Annotated in this window: 17 protein-coding genes; 11 read left to right on the top strand and 6 right to left on the bottom strand. The window is 67.6% G+C overall.

Features of this window, described 5'->3' with window-relative positions:
* Positions 1-9 precede the first annotated feature (9 nt).
* The 3 genes from OG394_RS14755 to OG394_RS14745 are packed head-to-tail and all read right to left on the bottom strand — an operon-like array spanning position 10 to position 4,897.
* Positions 10-1,725, bottom strand: a complete 1,716-nt coding sequence (locus OG394_RS14755) for an ABC transporter ATP-binding protein (protein WP_328995913.1) — start codon at positions 1,723-1,725, stop codon at positions 10-12.
* The gene (locus OG394_RS14750) at positions 1,722-3,461 is read right to left on the bottom strand and encodes an ABC transporter ATP-binding protein (protein ID WP_328995912.1); all 1,740 of its coding nucleotides are present in this window, start codon (positions 3,459-3,461) and stop codon (positions 1,722-1,724) included. The genes OG394_RS14755 and OG394_RS14750 overlap by 4 nt, the downstream gene beginning before the upstream one ends.
* Positions 3,458-4,897: an MFS transporter gene (locus OG394_RS14745; protein ID WP_328995911.1), complete on the bottom strand. Its 1,440-nt coding sequence runs from the start codon at positions 4,895-4,897 to the stop codon at positions 3,458-3,460. Before OG394_RS14745 ends, OG394_RS14750 begins: the two co-directional genes overlap by 4 nt.
* A 107-nt stretch (positions 4,898-5,004) precedes the next feature.
* Here OG394_RS14745 and OG394_RS14740 point away from each other — a divergent pair, with 107 nt between their 5' ends.
* Positions 5,005-5,691: a TetR/AcrR family transcriptional regulator gene (locus OG394_RS14740; protein ID WP_328995910.1), complete on the top strand. Its 687-nt coding sequence runs from the start codon at positions 5,005-5,007 to the stop codon at positions 5,689-5,691.
* Between the two features lie 397 nt (positions 5,692-6,088).
* Here the strand turns inward: OG394_RS14740 and OG394_RS14735 are convergent, their stop codons facing one another.
* Positions 6,089-6,625 carry a hypothetical protein gene (locus OG394_RS14735; RefSeq protein ID WP_328995909.1) on the bottom strand — a complete coding sequence of 179 codons (537 nt, stop codon included), beginning with the start codon at positions 6,623-6,625 and terminating at the stop codon, positions 6,089-6,091.
* Complete coding sequence (gene pepN, locus OG394_RS14730; protein ID WP_328995908.1) at positions 6,622-9,195, bottom strand: aminopeptidase N; 2,574 nt, start codon at positions 9,193-9,195, stop codon at positions 6,622-6,624. The genes OG394_RS14735 and pepN overlap by 4 nt, the downstream gene beginning before the upstream one ends.
* A 161-nt stretch (positions 9,196-9,356) precedes the next feature.
* Here pepN and OG394_RS14725 point away from each other — a divergent pair, with 161 nt between their 5' ends.
* From OG394_RS14725 to OG394_RS14690, 8 genes are all read left to right on the top strand, one after another.
* On the top strand, positions 9,357-9,962 hold the full coding sequence (locus OG394_RS14725; RefSeq protein WP_328995907.1) for a mycothiol-dependent nitroreductase Rv2466c family protein: 606 nt from the start codon (positions 9,357-9,359) through the stop codon (positions 9,960-9,962).
* A 143-nt stretch (positions 9,963-10,105) separates the two neighbouring features.
* Entirely contained in the window at positions 10,106-11,206 is a 1,101-nt protein-coding gene (locus tag OG394_RS14720) for a hypothetical protein (RefSeq protein WP_328995906.1), read from the top strand.
* A 21-nt stretch (positions 11,207-11,227) separates the two neighbouring features.
* Positions 11,228-11,707 carry a ribose-5-phosphate isomerase gene (locus tag OG394_RS14715; protein WP_328995905.1) on the top strand — a complete coding sequence of 160 codons (480 nt, stop codon included), beginning with the start codon at positions 11,228-11,230 and terminating at the stop codon, positions 11,705-11,707.
* Positions 11,708-11,889: 182 nt separating this feature from the next.
* On the top strand, positions 11,890-12,717 hold the full coding sequence (locus OG394_RS14710) for an Fpg/Nei family DNA glycosylase (RefSeq protein WP_328995904.1): 828 nt from the start codon (positions 11,890-11,892) through the stop codon (positions 12,715-12,717).
* Between the two features lie 109 nt (positions 12,718-12,826).
* Positions 12,827-13,999, top strand: a complete 1,173-nt coding sequence (locus OG394_RS14705) for a PP2C family protein-serine/threonine phosphatase (RefSeq protein WP_328995903.1) — start codon at positions 12,827-12,829, stop codon at positions 13,997-13,999.
* Positions 14,000-14,210: 211 nt separating this feature from the next.
* On the top strand, positions 14,211-15,128 hold the full coding sequence (locus tag OG394_RS14700; protein ID WP_328995902.1) for a hypothetical protein: 918 nt from the start codon (positions 14,211-14,213) through the stop codon (positions 15,126-15,128).
* Between the two features lie 11 nt (positions 15,129-15,139).
* On the top strand, positions 15,140-15,838 hold the full coding sequence (locus OG394_RS14695) for a class F sortase (protein ID WP_328995901.1): 699 nt from the start codon (positions 15,140-15,142) through the stop codon (positions 15,836-15,838).
* Positions 15,839-15,899: 61 nt separating this feature from the next.
* The gene (locus OG394_RS14690) at positions 15,900-16,346 is read left to right on the top strand and encodes a hypothetical protein (RefSeq protein ID WP_328995900.1); all 447 of its coding nucleotides are present in this window, start codon (positions 15,900-15,902) and stop codon (positions 16,344-16,346) included.
* A gap of 1 nt (position 16,347) precedes the next feature.
* Here OG394_RS14690 and OG394_RS14685 read toward each other — a convergent pair whose 3' ends face one another.
* Positions 16,348-16,809, bottom strand: coding sequence for a MarR family winged helix-turn-helix transcriptional regulator (locus OG394_RS14685; RefSeq protein WP_328995899.1), 462 nt, complete (start codon positions 16,807-16,809; stop codon positions 16,348-16,350).
* Positions 16,810-16,892: 83 nt separating this feature from the next.
* Between OG394_RS14685 and OG394_RS14680 the strand changes: the two genes are divergently transcribed.
* Together OG394_RS14680 and OG394_RS14675 are read left to right on the top strand one after the other, a co-directional pair.
* A complete protein-coding gene (locus OG394_RS14680) occupies positions 16,893-17,081 on the top strand; it encodes a hypothetical protein (RefSeq protein ID WP_328995898.1) in 189 nt (62 codons plus the stop codon).
* A 51-nt stretch (positions 17,082-17,132) separates the two neighbouring features.
* Positions 17,133-17,600, top strand: coding sequence for a nitroreductase family deazaflavin-dependent oxidoreductase (locus OG394_RS14675; protein ID WP_328995897.1), 468 nt, complete (start codon positions 17,133-17,135; stop codon positions 17,598-17,600).
* Positions 17,601-17,662 lie beyond the last annotated feature (62 nt).

Here is a 17,662-nt window from a genome sequence, read left to right as displayed (position 1 = left end):
AGACGCGGCTCAGTCGCTTGCGGCCGGTGTCAGGGAGAGCTCCCAGAAGTCGGCATAGCGGCCGCCAACACCTACCAACTCGTCGTGGGTGCCCTGCTCGACGACCCGACCGGCGTCCAGGAAGACGACGCGATCGGCGCGTTGGACGGTTCGCATGCGGTGCGCCACCATTACCACGGTCCGGCCCGCCATCAGCCGCTCGATACCGTCGTGCACTGCCGCCTCGTTGACCGGATCCAACGCGGACGTCACCTCGTCCAGCAGCACGATGGGCGCGTTCTTCAGCATTGCTCGCGCGATCGAGACCCGCTGGCGCTCACCACCTGACAACAGCGCGCCGCCCTCGCCGACGTTCGTCGCCCACCCGCCGGGCAGTCGCTCGATCACGTCGTCCAACCGCGCCGCGGTCGCGGCCGCCCGCACCTCGGCAACACTCGCGTCGGGACGGCCGAGACGTACGTTCTCCTCAATCGTGCCGTCGAACAGATAGACGTCCTGGAAGACAATCGCGATCTGCGCCATCAACACCTCGGTACTGATCGCGCGTACGTCGACCCCGCCCACACACACCACGCCCGCGTCCACGTCATAGAACCGCGCGAGCAACTGCAGCAAGGTGCTCTTACCAGCGCCCGACGGCCCAACAATCGCAAGCCGCTGCCCCGCCGGCACGGACAACGAGACGTCGTCGATCACCACCCGATCGCCATGCCGGAAACCAACGGACTCGAACGACAGGTCATAGCGTTCCGGCTGGATCGGCTCGCGAGGTTCCGGCAGCGGCTCAGTACGCAACACCGCGTCGAGTCTCGCCAACTCGGCCCGCGCTCCGCGGAGTTTCCCGCCGATATCCGCCAGCGATAGAACCGGATCTGCGCAACGGGAAGCCAGTACGAGAATCGTCAAGAGCTCTGCCGCACCGATGTTCCCGCCGAGCGCAAGGTAGACACCCAAGACCAACACCACGGTGAACATCGCCTGCACCACGAGCGCCAAGCCCACCACGCCAGGCAGCGCTGACAGCGTCGTACGGCGGGACGCGCGCTGGACCTCCTGCAACGAGTCATCGAGCAACCGGAAGCGTTCGGCAGTCCGGCCACCGGCCCGCAATACCGGTTGAGCCTGCAGGTACTCGATGACTCGCCCGGTCGCCTCGTGGTCGCGTTCGGCGCGCTCCGCGTCGGCGGCGGCCATTGAGCGTCCGGTCCAGATCTGGATCGCCATCACCAGCGGTACGGCGACCAACGCGGCCAGCCCCAGTTGCCAATTGAAGGCCAGCATCACGACCACAATCGTCAACGGAGTGACACAGGCGGAGATGAACGGCGCCAGCAGATGCGCCGCCACCCCCATCACCTCCAGCAGGCCGCGTCCGGCCAGTACCGACACCTCCCCGACGCGGCCGGCGCTGTACCAGCCGATCGGCAGCCGGGCCAGGTGATCGCCAAGCCGGTGATACATCCCCCGCAACAACACGGTCCCGACGCGGAACCCGGACAAGTCGCTGCGATAGCGCAACGCCGCGTAGACCGCGACCGCGACCCCGAACGCGATCAGCCACGGCCAGGCGTCCCCGGGCGTGCTCCCGAACAACGCCCGCAGCACTGGAACCAAGAGCGCGTACGACAACCCCTCGGCTATCGCGGTCAGCGTCATCAGGGCGACAGTTCGTCGCATCGGCTTGGCGTACTCGTTGCCCAACACGCGCAGCAGCATTCGGATCATCGGGGCTCAACTCCTTGCCGTACGTCGTCGGGCGCTTGGTGGGATTGCCAGAACGCGGCGAACTTTCCGTTCTGCGCGAGTAGGTCGGCCGGCCTGCCGCGTTCGACGATCGACCCGTTCTCCAGCATCACGACGGTGTCGGCGTCCGCGACCGTCTCGAGCCGATGGGCGATGACGAGGATCGTCCGATAGCCGCCAAGCGTCGCCAGGGCACGTCGTACCGCCTGTTCGGTTTGTGGGTCGGCGAAGGCGGTCGCCTCGTCGAGCACCAGTACGGGCGCGTCGGCGAGCAAGGCGCGCGCGATCGCGATCCGCTGCGCCTCTCCGCCTGACAAGTCCGAGGCGCCGATGACCGTCTCGTATCCCTGCGGCAGCTCGAGAATTCGGTCGTGGATATTCGCCAACCGGGCGGCGCGAATCACGTCGCCGAGGTCGGCATGCGGTACCGCCAGCGCGATGTTGTCCGCGACCGAAGCGCGCAGCAGACGTACGTCCTGGAAGACGAACGAGACCGTCCGGTAGAGCTCCCGGCTGCCGAGCTCGCGCAGATCGACACCGCCCAGCGTGACCGAACCACGCGTCGGATCGAAGAAGCGCGGCAAAAGCTGAACCAGGGTGGACTTTCCGCTGCCCGACGGCCCGACGATCGCGGTGACCGTGCCGGGTTCGAGCACCAGGTCGATCCCACGTAGCACCTCGTGATCGGCGTCGTACCCGAATCGAACGTCACGCAGTTCCACCCGGTGACCTTGTGGTGTGACCGGATGCGCAGGCTCGGGTAGTGATTGCACGTCGAGTACGTCGCGGATCCGGCCGACCGCACGGCGGGCCGCCTGGATGTCGTCGAAGCCGTGGCCGAGGGCGGCGACCGGAGCGGTGAGGCCTAGCCCGAGCAGCAGGAACGGCAACAGGTCCGCCGGGTCGAGGCCGCCGGTGGTGATCCGCGTCGCTCCGCCGATCAGGACGACCAGCAGTACGAACGGCGGTGCGAGCGCCAGCTGCATCCCGGCCGCGATCCCCGAAATACCGCGCACCCAGCGGAAGAAGATGCTGACGAAATCGTCGGCGGCCGCGAGGAACTTGCGGTGGGCGCGCTCGGATCCGCCGTACGCCTTGACCACCGCGATGCCCTGCACGAACTCGACGACGGAACTCGTGATCCGTCCCATGGCCGCGTCGAACTGTTCCTGCTCACGCAGCCGCGTCGGCGTCATCATCAGGGGGACCAGCGCAATTGCCAGCGCGACCGGGATCAGGGCGATCAGGGTGAGCCGCCAGTCGATGGTGAACAAATAGGCCAGTGACACCAGCGGCACCACGAATGCGGCGACGACCTCGCCAGGGGTGTGTGCGATGAACGGATGTACGGCGCTGACGTCATCGCCCACCACCTTTGCCAGCTCGCCCGTACGGCGCCGGGAGAACCAGCCGATCGGTACGCGGCCAAGTCGCGCGGCCAGTTGGCGGCGAAACGACAGTTGCACTCGGTCGTCCAGAACATGCCCGATGCCGGACGACGCGGCCGTGAACAGCAGCCGGACGAACAGGCCGACCGCGCCCGCGATCACGACGAGCCAGACGTGATCGCGATTAACGGGTTCGGGCGCCAGCAGCGCGCGACCCACCTCGACGACCGCGAGCAGCGGCGCCAGACCCGCGACAGCGCCGACGACCTGCAGCACCATCACGGCCGCGAAGCCTGGCAAATAAGGGCGCAGCAGCTGCCTCGTGGTCATCGCGCTCCCGTCTTCGTCAACTTCGTCGCGACGTCGCCTGCCGCTGCCTCTTCGCTCGTACGGGGCAGCACGGTGAGGGCGATGAGGACGGAACCGGCCAAGAGCGCGGCGCCGAGTGACAGGCCGAGCGCGTACCCGTCGTTGAGGGCCTCGAGTGTGCGGGTCGCGCCGGTTCGCTCGTTGGCGGCGGTGCCGAGGGCGGCCAGTCCGAGCGAGGCACCGATCTGACGTGAACTGGCGAGCAAGCCGGAGGCGGTGCCCGTCTCGTGGGGCGCGACACCCATGGTGGCGGTGGAGACGACCGGTCCGAGGCAGAGCCCGAAGCCGATGGCGATGACGATCGACGGGCCGAGTACGTCGACGACGTAGGAGCCGTCGGCGCTGATGAATCCGAACCAGGCGAACCCGGCCGCGGTCAGCAGTCCGCCCACGGTCAAGAGGACCCGGGCCGGGAAACGGTAGCCGAGTTTGACGGCGAGCACAGAGCCGACGACCACGCCGAGTGCGAGCGGCAGGAACTGGAACCCGGTCATGGCCGGGCCGGTCCCGAGCACTCGCTGAAGGTAGAGGGACGCGAAATAGAAGGCCGAGGCCATGGCGGCGCCGAGTAGGAGGTTGTACGCGTTGGCGCCGGCGACCGCGCGATTGGTGAACAGGCCAAGCCGGATCAGCGGGTCTCGGGTGGTGGTCCGCTCGACGTACACGAACGCGGTCAGCAAGGCGACGGCGATTGCGAGGGTCGCCCAGGTGACCGGCGAGGTCCACGCGTACCGGTCGGTGCGGACGACGCCGAACACGAGCAACGTCATTCCGGCCGTGGCCAGGACAGCACCCAGTACGTCAGGGCGGCCGCGGCGCGCAGCGGGCGGATCCGCGGGGACGCTGCGCCAGGTCAGAACCAGTGCGACGGCGACCATCGGCACATTCACGAACATCACCCAACGCCAGCTGGCGTACTCGGTGAGCACGCCGCCGATCAGTACGCCGAGCGCGCCGCCGGCGGCGTTCATCGCGCTCCACACGCCAAACGCCCGGACGCGGGGCTTGCCGGTGGGGAAGGTCGAGGTCAGCAGGGACAGCGCGGCCGGCGCCAATGCGGCGGCGCCGACGCCCTGGGCGGCACGGGCGGCGACAAGGTGACCGGCCTCCTGGGCGAAACCGCCGACGAGTGAGGCGAGGCCGAACAACGCGAGCCCGAGCAGCAGCACGCGCTTGCGGCCGTACCGGTCGGCGAGCTTGCCGCCGAGGAGGAGCAGGCCGCCGAAGGAGAGGGCGTACGCGTGGATGACCCAGGTCAGGCCCACTTCGGTGAAGCCGAGGGCGGCGGCGATCTGCGGAAGTCCGAGGTTCACGACCGACAGATCCAGCGAAACCATGAACTGCACGACGGCCACCGCGGCAAGGACGAGGGCGGGGCGAGTAGACTTTTCGAACATGTTCCGAAAGTAGCATCGAGATCAACCCGCTGTCGACTACGTTGGCCCGGTTCCACGGCTGGGAGGGGCGGTTCCACGGATGGGAGGGGGGAAAGGATGATGGGACGATGCCCCGACCACCAGCACCGCAAGGCCGCACCGGCCGGCCACGCCTGACGTCTCGTGCGCAGATCCTGGCGGCCGCTCGCCAGCTCATCGACCGGGATGGGTGGGAGAAGCTGACGATTCGCCAGCTGGCCGCAGAGCTCGGCATCGGGGCGACGACGCTGTATCACCACGTGCGGGATAAGGAGGATCTGCTACTTCTGCTGATCACGGAGTATGCGGATCAGATCCCGCATCCCGAGCTGCCGAGCGAGCCGCGGGACCGGATCATCGTGGCCGCCATTGCTACCCACGACGCCCTCGCGGCCTGGCCCTGGGCGGCGGAGGTCCTCACCGTCGACGGGTTCATCGGCCGGCTTGGTGAATCGGCCCTCTGGTTCGTCGAAACCATCCTGGCCGGAGCTGTCGGCTACGGATGCACGCCCGCGCAAAGCGTCCACATCTTCCGCAGCATCTGGTACTACACGGTCGGCGAAATCCTCGTCCGCGCCCGCTCCGCCCCCGACCGCGCCACCAACGAGCGCGACCTAGACATCACCACCCGCATCAACCAACTAGACACCACCCACCTACCCCACCTATCCGCCATCGCCCACCAATGGGCCACCCTGTCGGCCCAAAACACCTACCCCCCCGGCCTCCGCGCCCTAGTAGACGGCCTCCTATCCCACGCCACGTCCCCCCACTGACCGCGGCGAGCAACCCTCCACCTTGCGGCGAGCAACCGTCCACCGCGACGGCGCCCAGCCGTCCACGTTGCGGCGAGCAACCGTCCACCTTGCGTCGATTGGTCTGGATTTGCCCGCTACCGCGGCGGGCCACTGTGGTCACAAACAGTCGGCGGGCAAATCCTGACCAATCGTCGCCATCGCCTGCCCGGTATGACCGAAGCCGAGATGTCCCGTACGGCGCTTCGCGGGACCGGGTGATGCGTGGCGGACGCAGGCGACGATTGGTCAGGATTTGCCCGCAGACCGTAGGCGATCGACCTGACCCGCCGCTCGAAGCGGTCAAATCCAGACCAATCGACGCAAGGTGGATGGTTGCTCGACGCAACGTGGGCGGGTGGTCGGCGTGTGGGGTGGGTTAGACGCCGGAGGGGAAGCCGTCGGTGGGGGGTGTGGGGCGGGTGTCTAGGACGTTGTCTAGCCAGGCTTCGATGTTGACGTTGCCGGTGAGGATGTTGGCGATGTACGCCGAGCGTTCGTGGCTGAGGACTTCTTGTTCCCAGACGCACGGGCCGACGCCGCTGGGAGCAGGGCGCAGCGTGTCGAGGTCTTGGCCGCGGAACAGGCTGAGGCGGCTCTGGAAGTCCTGCGACCACGTCTGGATCACCACGTACGCCGAGTCGGCGCCGAGGTGCAGCACCACCACGGCGAGACCCAACCCGCCCTGGGATTCGTCGAAGTCGAGCTGACGGGTGGAGAAGTCGCGCACCTTCACCACCATCAGGTCGTCCCACGGTCGCCGCGGGGCGGTGATCACGTACGGCTTGACCAGCCGGTGCGCGAACCGCCACGGCATCAGCGGTGTGACCGGTCGTGGCCGGTATGCCCCGGCCAGACCGGCCAACGTACGGTCCCGCGCCGCCGCGGATGCGCCCGTGAGCTCTGGGTCGGTCACCGGGCGGCGTCGCACCCCTGGGCCGCGAGCGCCCGGGCGAGATCGGCACGGGCTTCACTGACGTACCGCAGGGTGGGCGCGTCGACCGAGGACGACTCGGTCTCGAGCCAGCCGGTCAGCGCGTCGAGTGTGGCCTGCTCGGGCAGACCCTTCGGCGCGAGATAGACCAGCACGTTCTCACCCATGGACGAGCCGAGCCGGCCGTAGACGTCCTTCGCGGCCTCGAGGTACTTGCCGACGTACGGCCGGAGCAGCTCCTCCTGGCCGGGCTGGGTGAAGCCCATGATGGTGCGGAACTGCGTCTCGTTCGGGGTGTCCTCGGACTCGACGGCTGTGTGCCACGCGGCGGCCTTGGCCTCGGCGGTCGGCCGGGCGGCGAGCGCCTGGGCGGCCCGCTCCTGACCGGTGATGGTGGTGTCGCGGGTCAGCTCGTCGTCGATCGTGTCCGCGTCGATCCGGCCGAGCCGGGCGAGACCGGCCAGCAGGGTCCAGCGCAGATCGGTGTCGATGACCAGACCATCCGGCAACTCCGTGCCCGCGAGCCAGCCGGCCAGCCGGTCGGCGCCTTCGGCGGAGAAGACCGACGCGATGTACGCACGGGCGAACGCGAGCTGGTGGTCGCTGCCGCCCTCCGCGCTCGCGACGAGCTCGGCCAGTGCCGACTCCAGTTGCGCGCGCAGGTCGGCGCGATTCTCCGGCGCCGCGTAGCTGTTGATCGCGGCCGTGGCCTGCAGCAGCAACGACCGGACGGCGGTCAGGTCGGACTCGCCACGGATACCGCCGAGCACGAACGCGACGTACTGGCTGGCGGGCATCTCGGCATCACGCGTCATGTCCCAGGCCGCGCCCCAGGTCAATGCCCTCGGCAACGATTCGGTCAGCGCGCCGCCGGACGAGACCAGGGTCTCCCGCGACCGCTCGTCCAGCCGGATCTTCGCGTAGGTGAGGTCATCGTCGTTCAGCAGCACCAGGTCGGGCTGCGTCGCGCCGACCAGCTCGGCCAGCTCGGTCCGCACGCCGTCGATGTCGACCTCGAAGCGCTCGGTCCGGACCAGACCCGCATCGGTCTTGTTGTAGAGGCCGACGGCGAGGCGATGCGGGCGCAGCGTCGGGAACTCCGCCGCCGCGGTCTGCTCGATCGCGAAGCTCGAGAACGCGCCAGAAGCGTCGACGGTGAAGTCGGCGCGCAGCGTGTTCACGCCGGCCGTACGCAGCCAGCGCTCGGTCCAGTCGTCCAGGTCGCGCCCGGACGCCTTCTCCAGCGGCTTGAGCAGATCGGTCAACTCCGTGTTGCCGAAGGCGTGATCCGCGAAATACTCCTTCAGCGCGGCGATGAACGTCTCCTCGCCGACGAACGCGACCAGCTGGCGCAACGTGGACGCGCCCTTGGCATACGTGATGCCGTCGAAGTTCACCTCGACCGCGTGGAAGTCGACCATGTCCGCCGCGATCGGGTGCGTCGAGGGCAGCTGGTCCTGGCGGTAGGCCCAGTTCTTCCGGGCGTTGCAGAACGTCGTCCAGGCATCGGCGTACTTGGTGGTGGCGGTGGCCTGCGCCCAGTGGCTGGCCCATTCCGCGAAGGACTCGTTCAGCCAGAGGTCGTCCCACCAGGTCATCGTGACCAGGTCGCCGAACCACATGTGCGCGAGCTCGTGCAGCACCGTGTTGGCGCGGCTCTCCAGCTCGGCCTGGGTGGTGCGGCTGCGGAAGAGGTACTCGTCGCGAAGGGTCACGCAGCCCGCGTTCTCCATCGCGCCCATGTTGTACTCCGGGACGAACGCCTGGTCGTACTTCTCGAACGGGTACGGCGTGCCGAACGCCTTCTCGAACAGCTCGAAGCCCTGCTTGGTCACCTCGAACAGGTCCTCGGTGTCCAGCGCGTGCTTGATCGACGGCCGGCACAGCAGCGCCATCGGGTAAGTGCCGTGCGGGCCCTCGTACGCATCGGTGACGACGTGGTACGGCCCGGCGACGACGGCGGTGATGTAGGTCGACATCGGCTTGGTCGGCGGGAACTCCCAACGGCCGAGCTCTTCGCCGTTCTCACCCTTGTACGTCGTGGGCTCGGGCGTCGGCGCGTTCGAGATGACGACCCAGCGGGCCGGCGCGGTCACCGTGAAGGTGAAAGGGGCCTTGAGGTCCGGCTGCTCGAACGTGGCGAACACGCGGCGCGCGTCGGGCACCTCGAACTGGGTGTAGAGGTAGGTCTCCTTGTCGGCCGGGTCGACCGAGCGGTGCAGCCCTTCGCCGGTGCGCGAGTAGACGCAGTCCGCGACCACGCGCAGTTCGTTGCTCGTCGCCAGGTCGTCCAGCTGGATCCGGGCCCCGTCGTACACGGTGGCGGGATCGAGCGATCGGCCGTTCAGGGTGATCTCGTGCACGGTCGAGGCGATCAGGTCCGCGAAGGTGGCGGCCCCGGGCTCGGCGGTGAAGTTCACCGTGGTGATGGACGGGAACGTCGCGGCGCCCCCCGCGGCACCGGTGAGATCCAGGTCGACGGCGTACCGGACATCGCTGATCAGTCCGGCACGGGCGCGCGCTTCATTGCGCGTCAGGTTGGTTCCAGGCATGCAGGCATCCTATGCACCTGTTCAGTTCCGCACCCGCGGGTTTCCCCGTGACATCACCTTCGTATTGAAAGCGTTCTCAATCGGCCCGGCCGCTATCTCACACCGTGATCGAACCGCCTCACCGGGTGACCGTATTGCCCCAGGTTTGTACGGTTGGGGACATGACCACAATCCCCGATACCGCCCCCCAATCCGCCGATTTCTGGTTCGACCCCGCCTGCCCCTGGGCCTGGATGACGTCTCGCTGGATGCTCGAGGTCGAGCAGGTCCGGACCGTGAAGACGACCTGGCATGTGATGAGCCTCGCAGTGCTGAACGAGGAGCGGGACCAGGACCGGTCGAACCAATGGGCGCCCGTCCGGGTCCTGATCGCGGCCGAGCAAGCCCACGGCAACGAGGTGCTGCTGCCGCTCTACACCGCTCTCGGCCGCCGCATCCACAACGAACGCCGAGGCCTGTCCCGTGAGGTGATCGTGGAGGCCCTCGACGAGGTCGGTCTGCCCGCATCGCTGATCGAGGCCGCCGACACCGACCGGTACGACGATGTCCTGCGCAAGTCGCACAAGGCCGGCATCGACCTGGTCGGCATGGACGTCGGCACACCGGTCATCTCCGTCAACGGGATGGCGTTCTTCGGCCCGGTCGTCACGCCCGCGCCGAAGGGTGATGCCGCCGGCAAGCTCTGGGACGGCGTACTGCTCGTCGCCGGTACGGAGGGCTTCTTCGAGATCAAGAGGACCCGCGACAAGGACCCGATTTTCGACTGATCGCAGGTTTCGTCCGGGTGGCCCGTGGCAAAGGTGCAGGTCGACGGCGCCTTTTCGTTTGACGTTCAAAGGTTGAACCTGGCGAGGACTTACGTGAAGGTAATCCACCAACAACCGACGTCTAGCGGTAGGTGGGTTACGAGATGGGATTACTGCGTGGTGGTCTCAGCATGGCCCTGGCCGGCTCGAGTGTGCTGCTGGCGGCCGCGATGAACTCGTTGCCGGCCGGGGCCGATGCCGAGGCGGTCGACGTGCCGCCGGGTGTGACGGCCGGAGTGGCCGTGTTCGACCGCCGGACCGGGACGTTCACCGAGCGGCTCAACCCGGACCTGCAATTCCGGTCGGCCTCGGTGGTGAAGCTCCTGATCGTGCTGGACTACCTGTGGAACCGCGCCCCGGCGTACGACATCCCCGTGGCCGACCGCGCCCGGCTGGACGTGATGTTGCAGAGCAGCGACGACTCGGCCGCCAGTTATTACTGGGACACCCTCGGCGGCGGCGACATCATCGACCGGATGGTGCCGCGGCTGGGCCTGACCCATACGGCCCGGCCGCCGGCGAGCCACCCGGGCTTCTGGGGGTACGTCGCCATCACGCCCGCCGATACCGTGCGGATCTACCGCTACCTGCTGGACCGTGCGCCGGCGCCTGTTCGGCAGTACGTGATGGGCAACCTCTACCAGGCGACCCGGTGTGGCACGGACGGCTTCGACCAGTACTTCGGGATCGCGTCCGTCTTCGACCTGGCGTACTCGGTCAAGCAGGGCTGGTCCGGCTTCCAGAACTCCGGCGGTTGCGCGATCCCCGGTAAGGCCGCTGGGGTGGATCTGGTGCAGGAGGCCTTGCACACCACCGGCACGGTCGGTACGGACGACCGGTCGATCATTGCCGTCTACACGTTGCACCCGGACGGTACGCCGTACGGCAAGGCTTATACCGATCTCACGCGTCTTACTCGTGGTTTGAACGTTCCAGGCGGGATACGCGCACCCGGTTCGTGGCACACGACGTACGGCGCGGGGGTGCGAGTTCGGACCGCTCCGAACACCAGTGGCGAGGTGTTGGGAACACTGCCGTCTGGTGTCGACGTACTCGTCTCATGTCAGAAGCGAGGCCAGGTGATCTCGGCGCCGCCTAGGACCAGCGAGTGGTGGGCGTACCTGCCGAAGTACGGCGGCTACGTCACCAACGTGTACGTCGGCTCAGGCCCGGCCAAGCTGCCGGGGGTGCCGGACTGCCAGTAGGCGGCATGCGAGACTTCGGGCATGCGTGTGCATCTCGGCTCCGATCATGCCGGTTTCGAACTGAAGAACCACCTCCTCGAGCACCTGATCAAGGCGGGTCACGACGTCGTCGACCACGGCCCGGTCGTGTACGACGCCGTGGACGACTATCCGCCGTTCTGCCTGCGGGCGGCCGAGGCCACGGTCGCGGAGGCGGACAGCCTCGGCATCGTCATCGGCGGCTCGGGCAACGGCGAGCAGATCGCGGCGAACAAGGTCAAGGGCGCTCGCGCCGCACTGGCCTGGAGCGTCGAGACGGCCCGGCTGGCGCGTGAGCACAACAACGCGAACCTGGTCGGCATCGGCGCTCGCATGCATCCGATCGAGGACGTGGTGAGCTTCGTCGAGACCTTTCTCGCGACGCCGTACTCGGACGAGGACCGGCACACCCGCCGGATCGAGATGCTCAGCGGTTACGAGGAGACCGGCGAGCTGCCGCCCTTGCCGCCGTCCGCTTCCTGACTCCGCTGTTGCTGAGCCTGTTGTTCCGGGGCTCGCGGCTTCGGTGCTTCGGGGGCCTTCTTCTTTTTGGGGCCCTCGGTGGGAACGGTATGGGGACGTGAGACATCCCGGGCCCGCATGGATCGCGCCGTGCCGACGACGGCCGGTGTCGGCGCGCCTCTCTTATCACCCATGGAGGCATCATGCCTGAAGGTCACACCCTGCACCGCCTGGCGGCCGACGTCTTCGCGGCGTTCGGCGGCCGGCCCGTCCGGGCGAGCAGCCCGCAGGGCCGATTCGCCGACGGCGCCGCCCGGCTGGACGGCCGGTTGCTGGTCCAGACCGAGGCGCACGGCAAGCACTTCCTGGGTGAGTTCGAGGGCGCGGGCTGGCTGCACATCCACCTCGGCCTGATCGGCAAGATGGGCTTCGGCGACGGACCGGCGCCCGAACCGGTCGGTCAGGTCCGGCTCCGCCTCGAGAACGGCCTGGCGTACGCCGATCTGCGCGGCGCCACCATCTGCGAGCTGATGACCGACGGCGAGCGCGACGTACTGCTCGGCCGGCTCGGGCCCGACCCGCTGCGCGACGACGCCGATCCGGAACTGGCCTGGAAGCGGATCCACAAGAGCCAGCTGCCGATCGGCCGGTTGCTGATGGAGCAGCACGTGCTCAGCGGGGTCGGCAACGTCTATCGCGCCGAGACGCTGTTCCGGGCGCGGCTGCATCCGCTCACCCCGGGCGCGCTGGTGAAGAAGCGCGAGTGGAACGGCATGTGGGCCGACCTGGTCGAGCTGATGAAGTACGGCGTTGAGACCGGGCGGATCGACACCGTGAGCGACGACCACACCCCCGAGGCGATGGGCCGCGACCCGCGCAAGGACGACCACGGCGGCGAGGTCTACGTGTATCGCCGGCACGGTCAGCGGTGCTACGTGTGCCAGTCCGTGGTCCGTACGGAAATCATGGCCGGGCGCAATCTGTTCTGGTGCCCGAAGTGCCAGCGCACCGGTTTGACCAGAAAAGCTTGAGTTCAAGCAGAAAAGCGAGAGCGAATTCGGCCGACTTGATGCGCGGACCGAGCGGTGCCGTTATCTTCTTCTCACGATGAGTAGCCGCGGCGGGCCTGCTTCAGTGGGCATGAGCATGCGACGAGCCGGATATCTGTCCGGTTCGCTGGTCCGTCGTGCGCGCGAAAGCCACGCCCTGGCCGCGGTCGGGTTGATGTCACTCGCCGTGTTCCTGGGCGTCGCCGCCTTGGTGATGCCATTAGTGATACCCGTATCCGCGCTGATCATTCCTGTTCTGATCGGCGGATTGCTGCTGAAGTTCCGGGCGCTGGTGGTGCTGACCTGTCTGAGCCTCGCGCTGGGGTCGTACGCGATCACCGCGCCGGACTGGTATCAGCCGAAGGTCGGCATCGCCGTACTCGCGGTCGTCTCCTGGATCGTGCTGGCCGGGGCCAAGGTGCGGACCCGGCTCGGCGTCCAGGGCACCCGGGGCGAGTCGATGCTGATCGAACTGCGGGACCAGCTGACGATGCAGGGGGAGCTGCCCCGCCTACCGGCCGGCTGGCGGGCCGAGGTCGCCATCAGGTCGGCCGGGGGAGCGTCGTTCGCGGGGGACTTCGTCGTGTCCTCGACCCACGGCGACATCCTCGAGGTCGCGCTCGTCGACGTCTCCGGCAAGGGCCTCGATGCCGGCACGCGGGCGCTGCTGTTGTCCGGCGCGTTCGGCGGGCTGCTCGGAGTGGTGCCGGTGGAGGAGTTCCTCCCGGCCGCCAACCACTATCTGCGCCGTCAGGACTGGGACGACGACTTCGCGACGGTGGTGCATGTCTCGGTCAACATGGTGACGGGGGAGTTCGAGGTGCGGACGGCGGGCCATCCGCCGGCGATCCAGTTCGACGCGTGGTCAGGACGCTGGCAGACGCGGGACGCCGACGGGCCCTTGCTCGGTCTGGTCGACCACCCGGTCTTCGCCAGCAATCACGGCACTCTCAAGCAGGGCGACGCGCTGTTCCTTTACAGCGATGGCATGGTCGAGACCCGGCGCCGCGACATCGGTCTCGGTACGGACCGGCTGGCGGGTCATGCCGAGCGCCTCGTCGGGACCGGCTTCAAGAACGCCGCCGAGGAGCTCGTCCATGAGATCGGCGGCCCGGGCGATGACTCGGCGCTCGTGCTGATCCACCGCCAGGTCAACCCGGCCGACCTGGTCCTGCCCACCGATTGCCGCCGGGTGAAGTCCCAATCGCTCTTGCGCAGGCGCCGCTCGGCCCTGATCCGGATCAAGTCCCGGACCGCCGCCTGAAGGTCGTCCGCTGGGCCCTTTCCGGTCGCTGAATCGTCGTCGAGGATTTAGTTGCCTCGCGACGCGCGAACTGATGCCAACAGCAACAGTTTCGGCCATACTGCCCGAGTCGTTGCAGAAACGTCACCCTGAGTGGTTGATTCGGGCAACGATGGGGCCATACTGCAACTGTCGGTGACATTTCGTCACCATGCTTAGGGAGGGAGGCCTGATGTCCACCAAGAAATCTTCTGGACAACGTCTGGTGACGACACTGGCCACGAGTGGATCGATCGCTGTGCTACTGGGGGCACTGGCACTGGCCGCACCAGCAATGGCGGCCGCTGAAATTCCACTGGCGGAGGCCCCGCCAGGCAATAACGGGTTCGTCAAGGTCGAAGGGGTCGTCATGTCCCCGCAGCCGGACAACAACCCACATCAGGGCTGTACCTTCACCATCGAGTTCTACAACTACGACAAGGCCGAAGAGGGCAAGGAACTGAAGGCGACTGTGTCCTTCACGGACCAGGCGCCGACGGCCGACGGTGGCGTTCACATCGTCTCCGGCAGCCCTGTCCTGGACATCGGTGAGGACGCCGCAGGCGGTGGCACCGACCTCGACGCCAAGGAAACCTACACGCTGGACTTCACGGGTGAGCCGCATCCGGTCCAGGGTTTCCACATCAAGCTGACGGTCCACGCTGATGGCTCGATCGGCGCCGACACCAAGCACAAGGTCTTCTGGGTAGAGGGCTGTGGGCCGACCACACCGCCCACCACGCCGCCGACGACCCCGCCGACGACTCCGCCGACGACCCCGCCGACGACCCCGCCGACCACGCCGCCGACGACGCCGACTGTGCCGCCGACGACCAAGCCGACGGTGCCGCCGACCAAGCCGACCGTGCCGCCGACCAAGCCGCCGACGACCAAGCCGCCGACGACTCAGCCGACGGAGCCGGAAGAGACGACCGAGCCGCCCGTACCGACCTCGTTCGACGCGGGTCTGGGTGGCACCTCGGGTGACGACGGATCCAGCGGTGGTGGCCCGACCAGCCCGGCCGGGATCGCGCTGCTCTCCCTGGGCGGTCTCCTGCTGGCCGCGGGTGGTTACCTCGGCCTCCGTCGCCGTGGACGTCACACGGTCTGAGGATGGCCCGTATGAAACATGCTCGGCCCGCCGCCTTCATCGGCGGCGGGCTGATCACTGTTCTGGGACTGGTCGCCGTCGCGATCGGTGGCTACCTTCAATTCGGTCAGACCACGCCATCATCGAAACCAGGCGGCGTCGCCGGGCCATCTGTTGAGTCCTCCCGGCCGGTCGTGAGTACGCCGACACCGCGAACGAGCACCAAGCCGACGCCGAAACCGGCCACCAAGCCGACCAGGACTCCGTCGCGGACCAAAGCAACGCCCGCGCCCCGGCCGGCAAAGCCCAAGAAGCTGCTGCTGCCCTCGCTCGGCATCACCGCGCCCGTGGTGCCGATCTGGATGGACGGCGGTTCGCTCACGCCGCCTTCGAACCCGCGCACGGTCGGCTGGTGGTCCACTGGCGCGATGCCTGGTGCGCGACAGGGCTCGGCCGTCATCACGGGGCATACCCTTCATGCCGGAGGTGGTGCGTTCGACGATCTGGAAGACCTCAAGCCAGGTGATGCCGTAACGGTTGCGACTACTCGCGGCCCGATTCGGTACGTCGTACGGACCGTGGTGATCTATCGCAAGCAGGCCCTCGCGAAAGTTGCGGCCAAAGTCATGAGTCAGAGCGTGCCGGGTCGGCTTGTCCTGGTGACGTGTGAGGACTGGACCGGCAAGGTCTACCTGAGCAATACCGTGGTCACTGCCGTACGCGTCAGCTGATTGGTTCTGTGCCGGTTGTCGGTGGGATGGCGTAGCGTGCAGAGCTGTGATGGGTCCTGGGATGGGTGAGGGAGTGGGAGCGGACCGGATCGCGCCGGACGTCTCCTTCGAGGAACTGGTCGCGTTGATGCCGGCCGCGGTGCGGGAGGCTTTTCCGACCACCCGCTGGCAGATCGAGAAACTCTGGGCGCTGGACCTCAAGGTCGAGCCCATCGAGGTCGCCGATCTGATCTGGATGTTCGATCTGCCGCTGTGGCAGCTGAACGGTGAGCGCTACAAGGTCACCCCGAACCAGGTCACCGCCACCCCGATGAACTTCCGTCCCCACTACGAGCGGGTGATGGAGGCCGATCTCGACTTCCCGATCCACCTGGTCGCCTATCGCGGTCGCCTCGTCGTGCTCGACGGCGTGCACCGGCTCGCCAAGGCCCACTTCCTGCGCCGCCGCTGGATCGAGGGCAAGATCGCCACCGCCGCCCAACTCCAGCAATGCGAAGCCTCCGCCTGACCTATTTGGCGGCGGCTTTGATGACCTGGGTCAGGGCGGTGTGCAGGGATTCGAGCTCGGGCAGGGACATGCCCAGTCGGCTGATGATGGCCGGCGGGATCTTGAGCGCTTCCTCGCGCAGCGCCCGACCGGACTCGGTCAGCGTCACCGCCAGCGCGCGCTCGTCGCGGGGATCACGCTGGCGGGTCACATAGCCGACGGCTTCGAGTCGTTTGAGCAATGGCGACAACGTGCCCGGGTCGAGCGCGAGCAGCTCGCTCAGGCGCTTCACCGTGAGCGGCGAGTCCTCCCACAACGCCAGCATCACCAGGTATTGCGGATGAGTGAGACCCATCGGCTCCAGCAGCGGCCGGTAGAGCGCGATGACGTTGCGGGACGCGACCGCCAGCGCGAAACAGACCTGGCGATCGAGCGCCAGCAGGTCGTCCGCGGATGTGACCGTCATCTCGAGCGGCTCGGGCAATTTCCCACCTCCGGGTGCTGTTGACTAGAGTAACAGTTGGTACACAAATTATTGGTGTACCAAGAATCTGAGGAGCAGACGCGATGAGCAAACCCGAGAACGAGGGCCTGAGCCTGGGGTACCGCTTCTTCTGGCGATTCCAGTACATCCTGCTGCACATCTACGGCCCGGCTCAGCTGCCCGACCACCTCGACCCGCGCATCCAGCTCAAACGCCAGCGCGCCGCCAAGGTCGCCCGCGCCAAAGCCACCCGCGAGGCCGCCGCAGCGTGAGCGTGGCAGTAGCGGACCGGCGCTGGCCGCTTTGGCCGAAATGCTGGCGGCATGGCCGCTGACAACGAGAACGAGTACGAGCCCAGCCCGGCGAAGTGGGTCCGCGACCAGGTTCGCCTGATAGAGGAATCCGGCGGCACCAAGGGGACAAGCGCAGGCGGCAAGCCCGTCATCTTGCTGACGATGCGCGGTGCCAAGTCCGGCTTGATCCGCAAGGTCCCGTTGATGCGGATCGAGCACGACAGGCGGTACGTCGCGGTGGGGTCCAACGGCGGTTCCGTCAAACCCCCGGCCTGGGTGGCGAACCTGCTGGCGGGACCACGCGTGACCCTGCAGGACGGGCCTGAGCGGCTAGAGGTAGTTGCGCGGCTGTTGGCCGGCGACGAGCGTGCCGAGTGGTGGGAGCGGGCCGTGGAAGGTTTCCGCTACTACGCCGGTTACCAGAAGAAGGTGGCGCGCGAGCTGCCGGTGTTTCTGCTGGAGCCTATGGAGCCCAGCGAGTCGGAGTCCCCGGAGTAGATGCCTGATTGAGCAGGTAGTGCTGCCCTGGAACACTTCGCCATGGCCAGGTGTTGCAGCCC

The organism is Kribbella sp. NBC_01245 (genome assembly GCF_036226525.1).
Lineage (GTDB): Bacteria > Actinomycetota > Actinomycetes > Propionibacteriales > Kribbellaceae > Kribbella.
Note: the sequence above shows the minus strand (reverse complement) of the source record. Positions and strands in the feature narration are given on the sequence as shown.

Excerpts from the sequence above, each read along its gene's own strand:
- OG394_RS14755 (WP_328995913.1), bottom strand. The coding sequence starts at position 1,725 with ATGATCCGAATGCTGCTGCGCGTGTTGGGCAACGAGTACGCCAAGCCG.
- OG394_RS14750 (WP_328995912.1), bottom strand. The coding sequence starts at position 3,461 with ATGACCACGAGGCAGCTGCTGCGCCCTTATTTGCCAGGCTTCGCGGCC.
- OG394_RS14745 (WP_328995911.1), bottom strand. The coding sequence starts at position 4,897 with ATGTTCGAAAAGTCTACTCGCCCCGCCCTCGTCCTTGCCGCGGTGGCC.
- OG394_RS14740 (WP_328995910.1), top strand. The coding sequence starts at position 5,005 with ATGCCCCGACCACCAGCACCGCAAGGCCGCACCGGCCGGCCACGCCTG.
- pepN (WP_328995908.1), bottom strand. The coding sequence starts at position 9,195 with ATGCCTGGAACCAACCTGACGCGCAATGAAGCGCGCGCCCGTGCCGGA.
- OG394_RS14725 (WP_328995907.1), top strand. The coding sequence starts at position 9,357 with ATGACCACAATCCCCGATACCGCCCCCCAATCCGCCGATTTCTGGTTC.
- OG394_RS14720 (WP_328995906.1), top strand. The coding sequence starts at position 10,106 with ATGGGATTACTGCGTGGTGGTCTCAGCATGGCCCTGGCCGGCTCGAGT.
- OG394_RS14715 (WP_328995905.1), top strand. The coding sequence starts at position 11,228 with ATGCGTGTGCATCTCGGCTCCGATCATGCCGGTTTCGAACTGAAGAAC.
- OG394_RS14710 (WP_328995904.1), top strand. The coding sequence starts at position 11,890 with ATGCCTGAAGGTCACACCCTGCACCGCCTGGCGGCCGACGTCTTCGCG.
- OG394_RS14705 (WP_328995903.1), top strand. The coding sequence starts at position 12,827 with ATGAGCATGCGACGAGCCGGATATCTGTCCGGTTCGCTGGTCCGTCGT.
- OG394_RS14700 (WP_328995902.1), top strand. The coding sequence starts at position 14,211 with ATGTCCACCAAGAAATCTTCTGGACAACGTCTGGTGACGACACTGGCC.
- OG394_RS14695 (WP_328995901.1), top strand. The coding sequence starts at position 15,140 with ATGAAACATGCTCGGCCCGCCGCCTTCATCGGCGGCGGGCTGATCACT.
- OG394_RS14690 (WP_328995900.1), top strand. The coding sequence starts at position 15,900 with ATGGGTGAGGGAGTGGGAGCGGACCGGATCGCGCCGGACGTCTCCTTC.
- OG394_RS14680 (WP_328995898.1), top strand. The coding sequence starts at position 16,893 with ATGAGCAAACCCGAGAACGAGGGCCTGAGCCTGGGGTACCGCTTCTTC.
- OG394_RS14675 (WP_328995897.1), top strand. The coding sequence starts at position 17,133 with ATGGCCGCTGACAACGAGAACGAGTACGAGCCCAGCCCGGCGAAGTGG.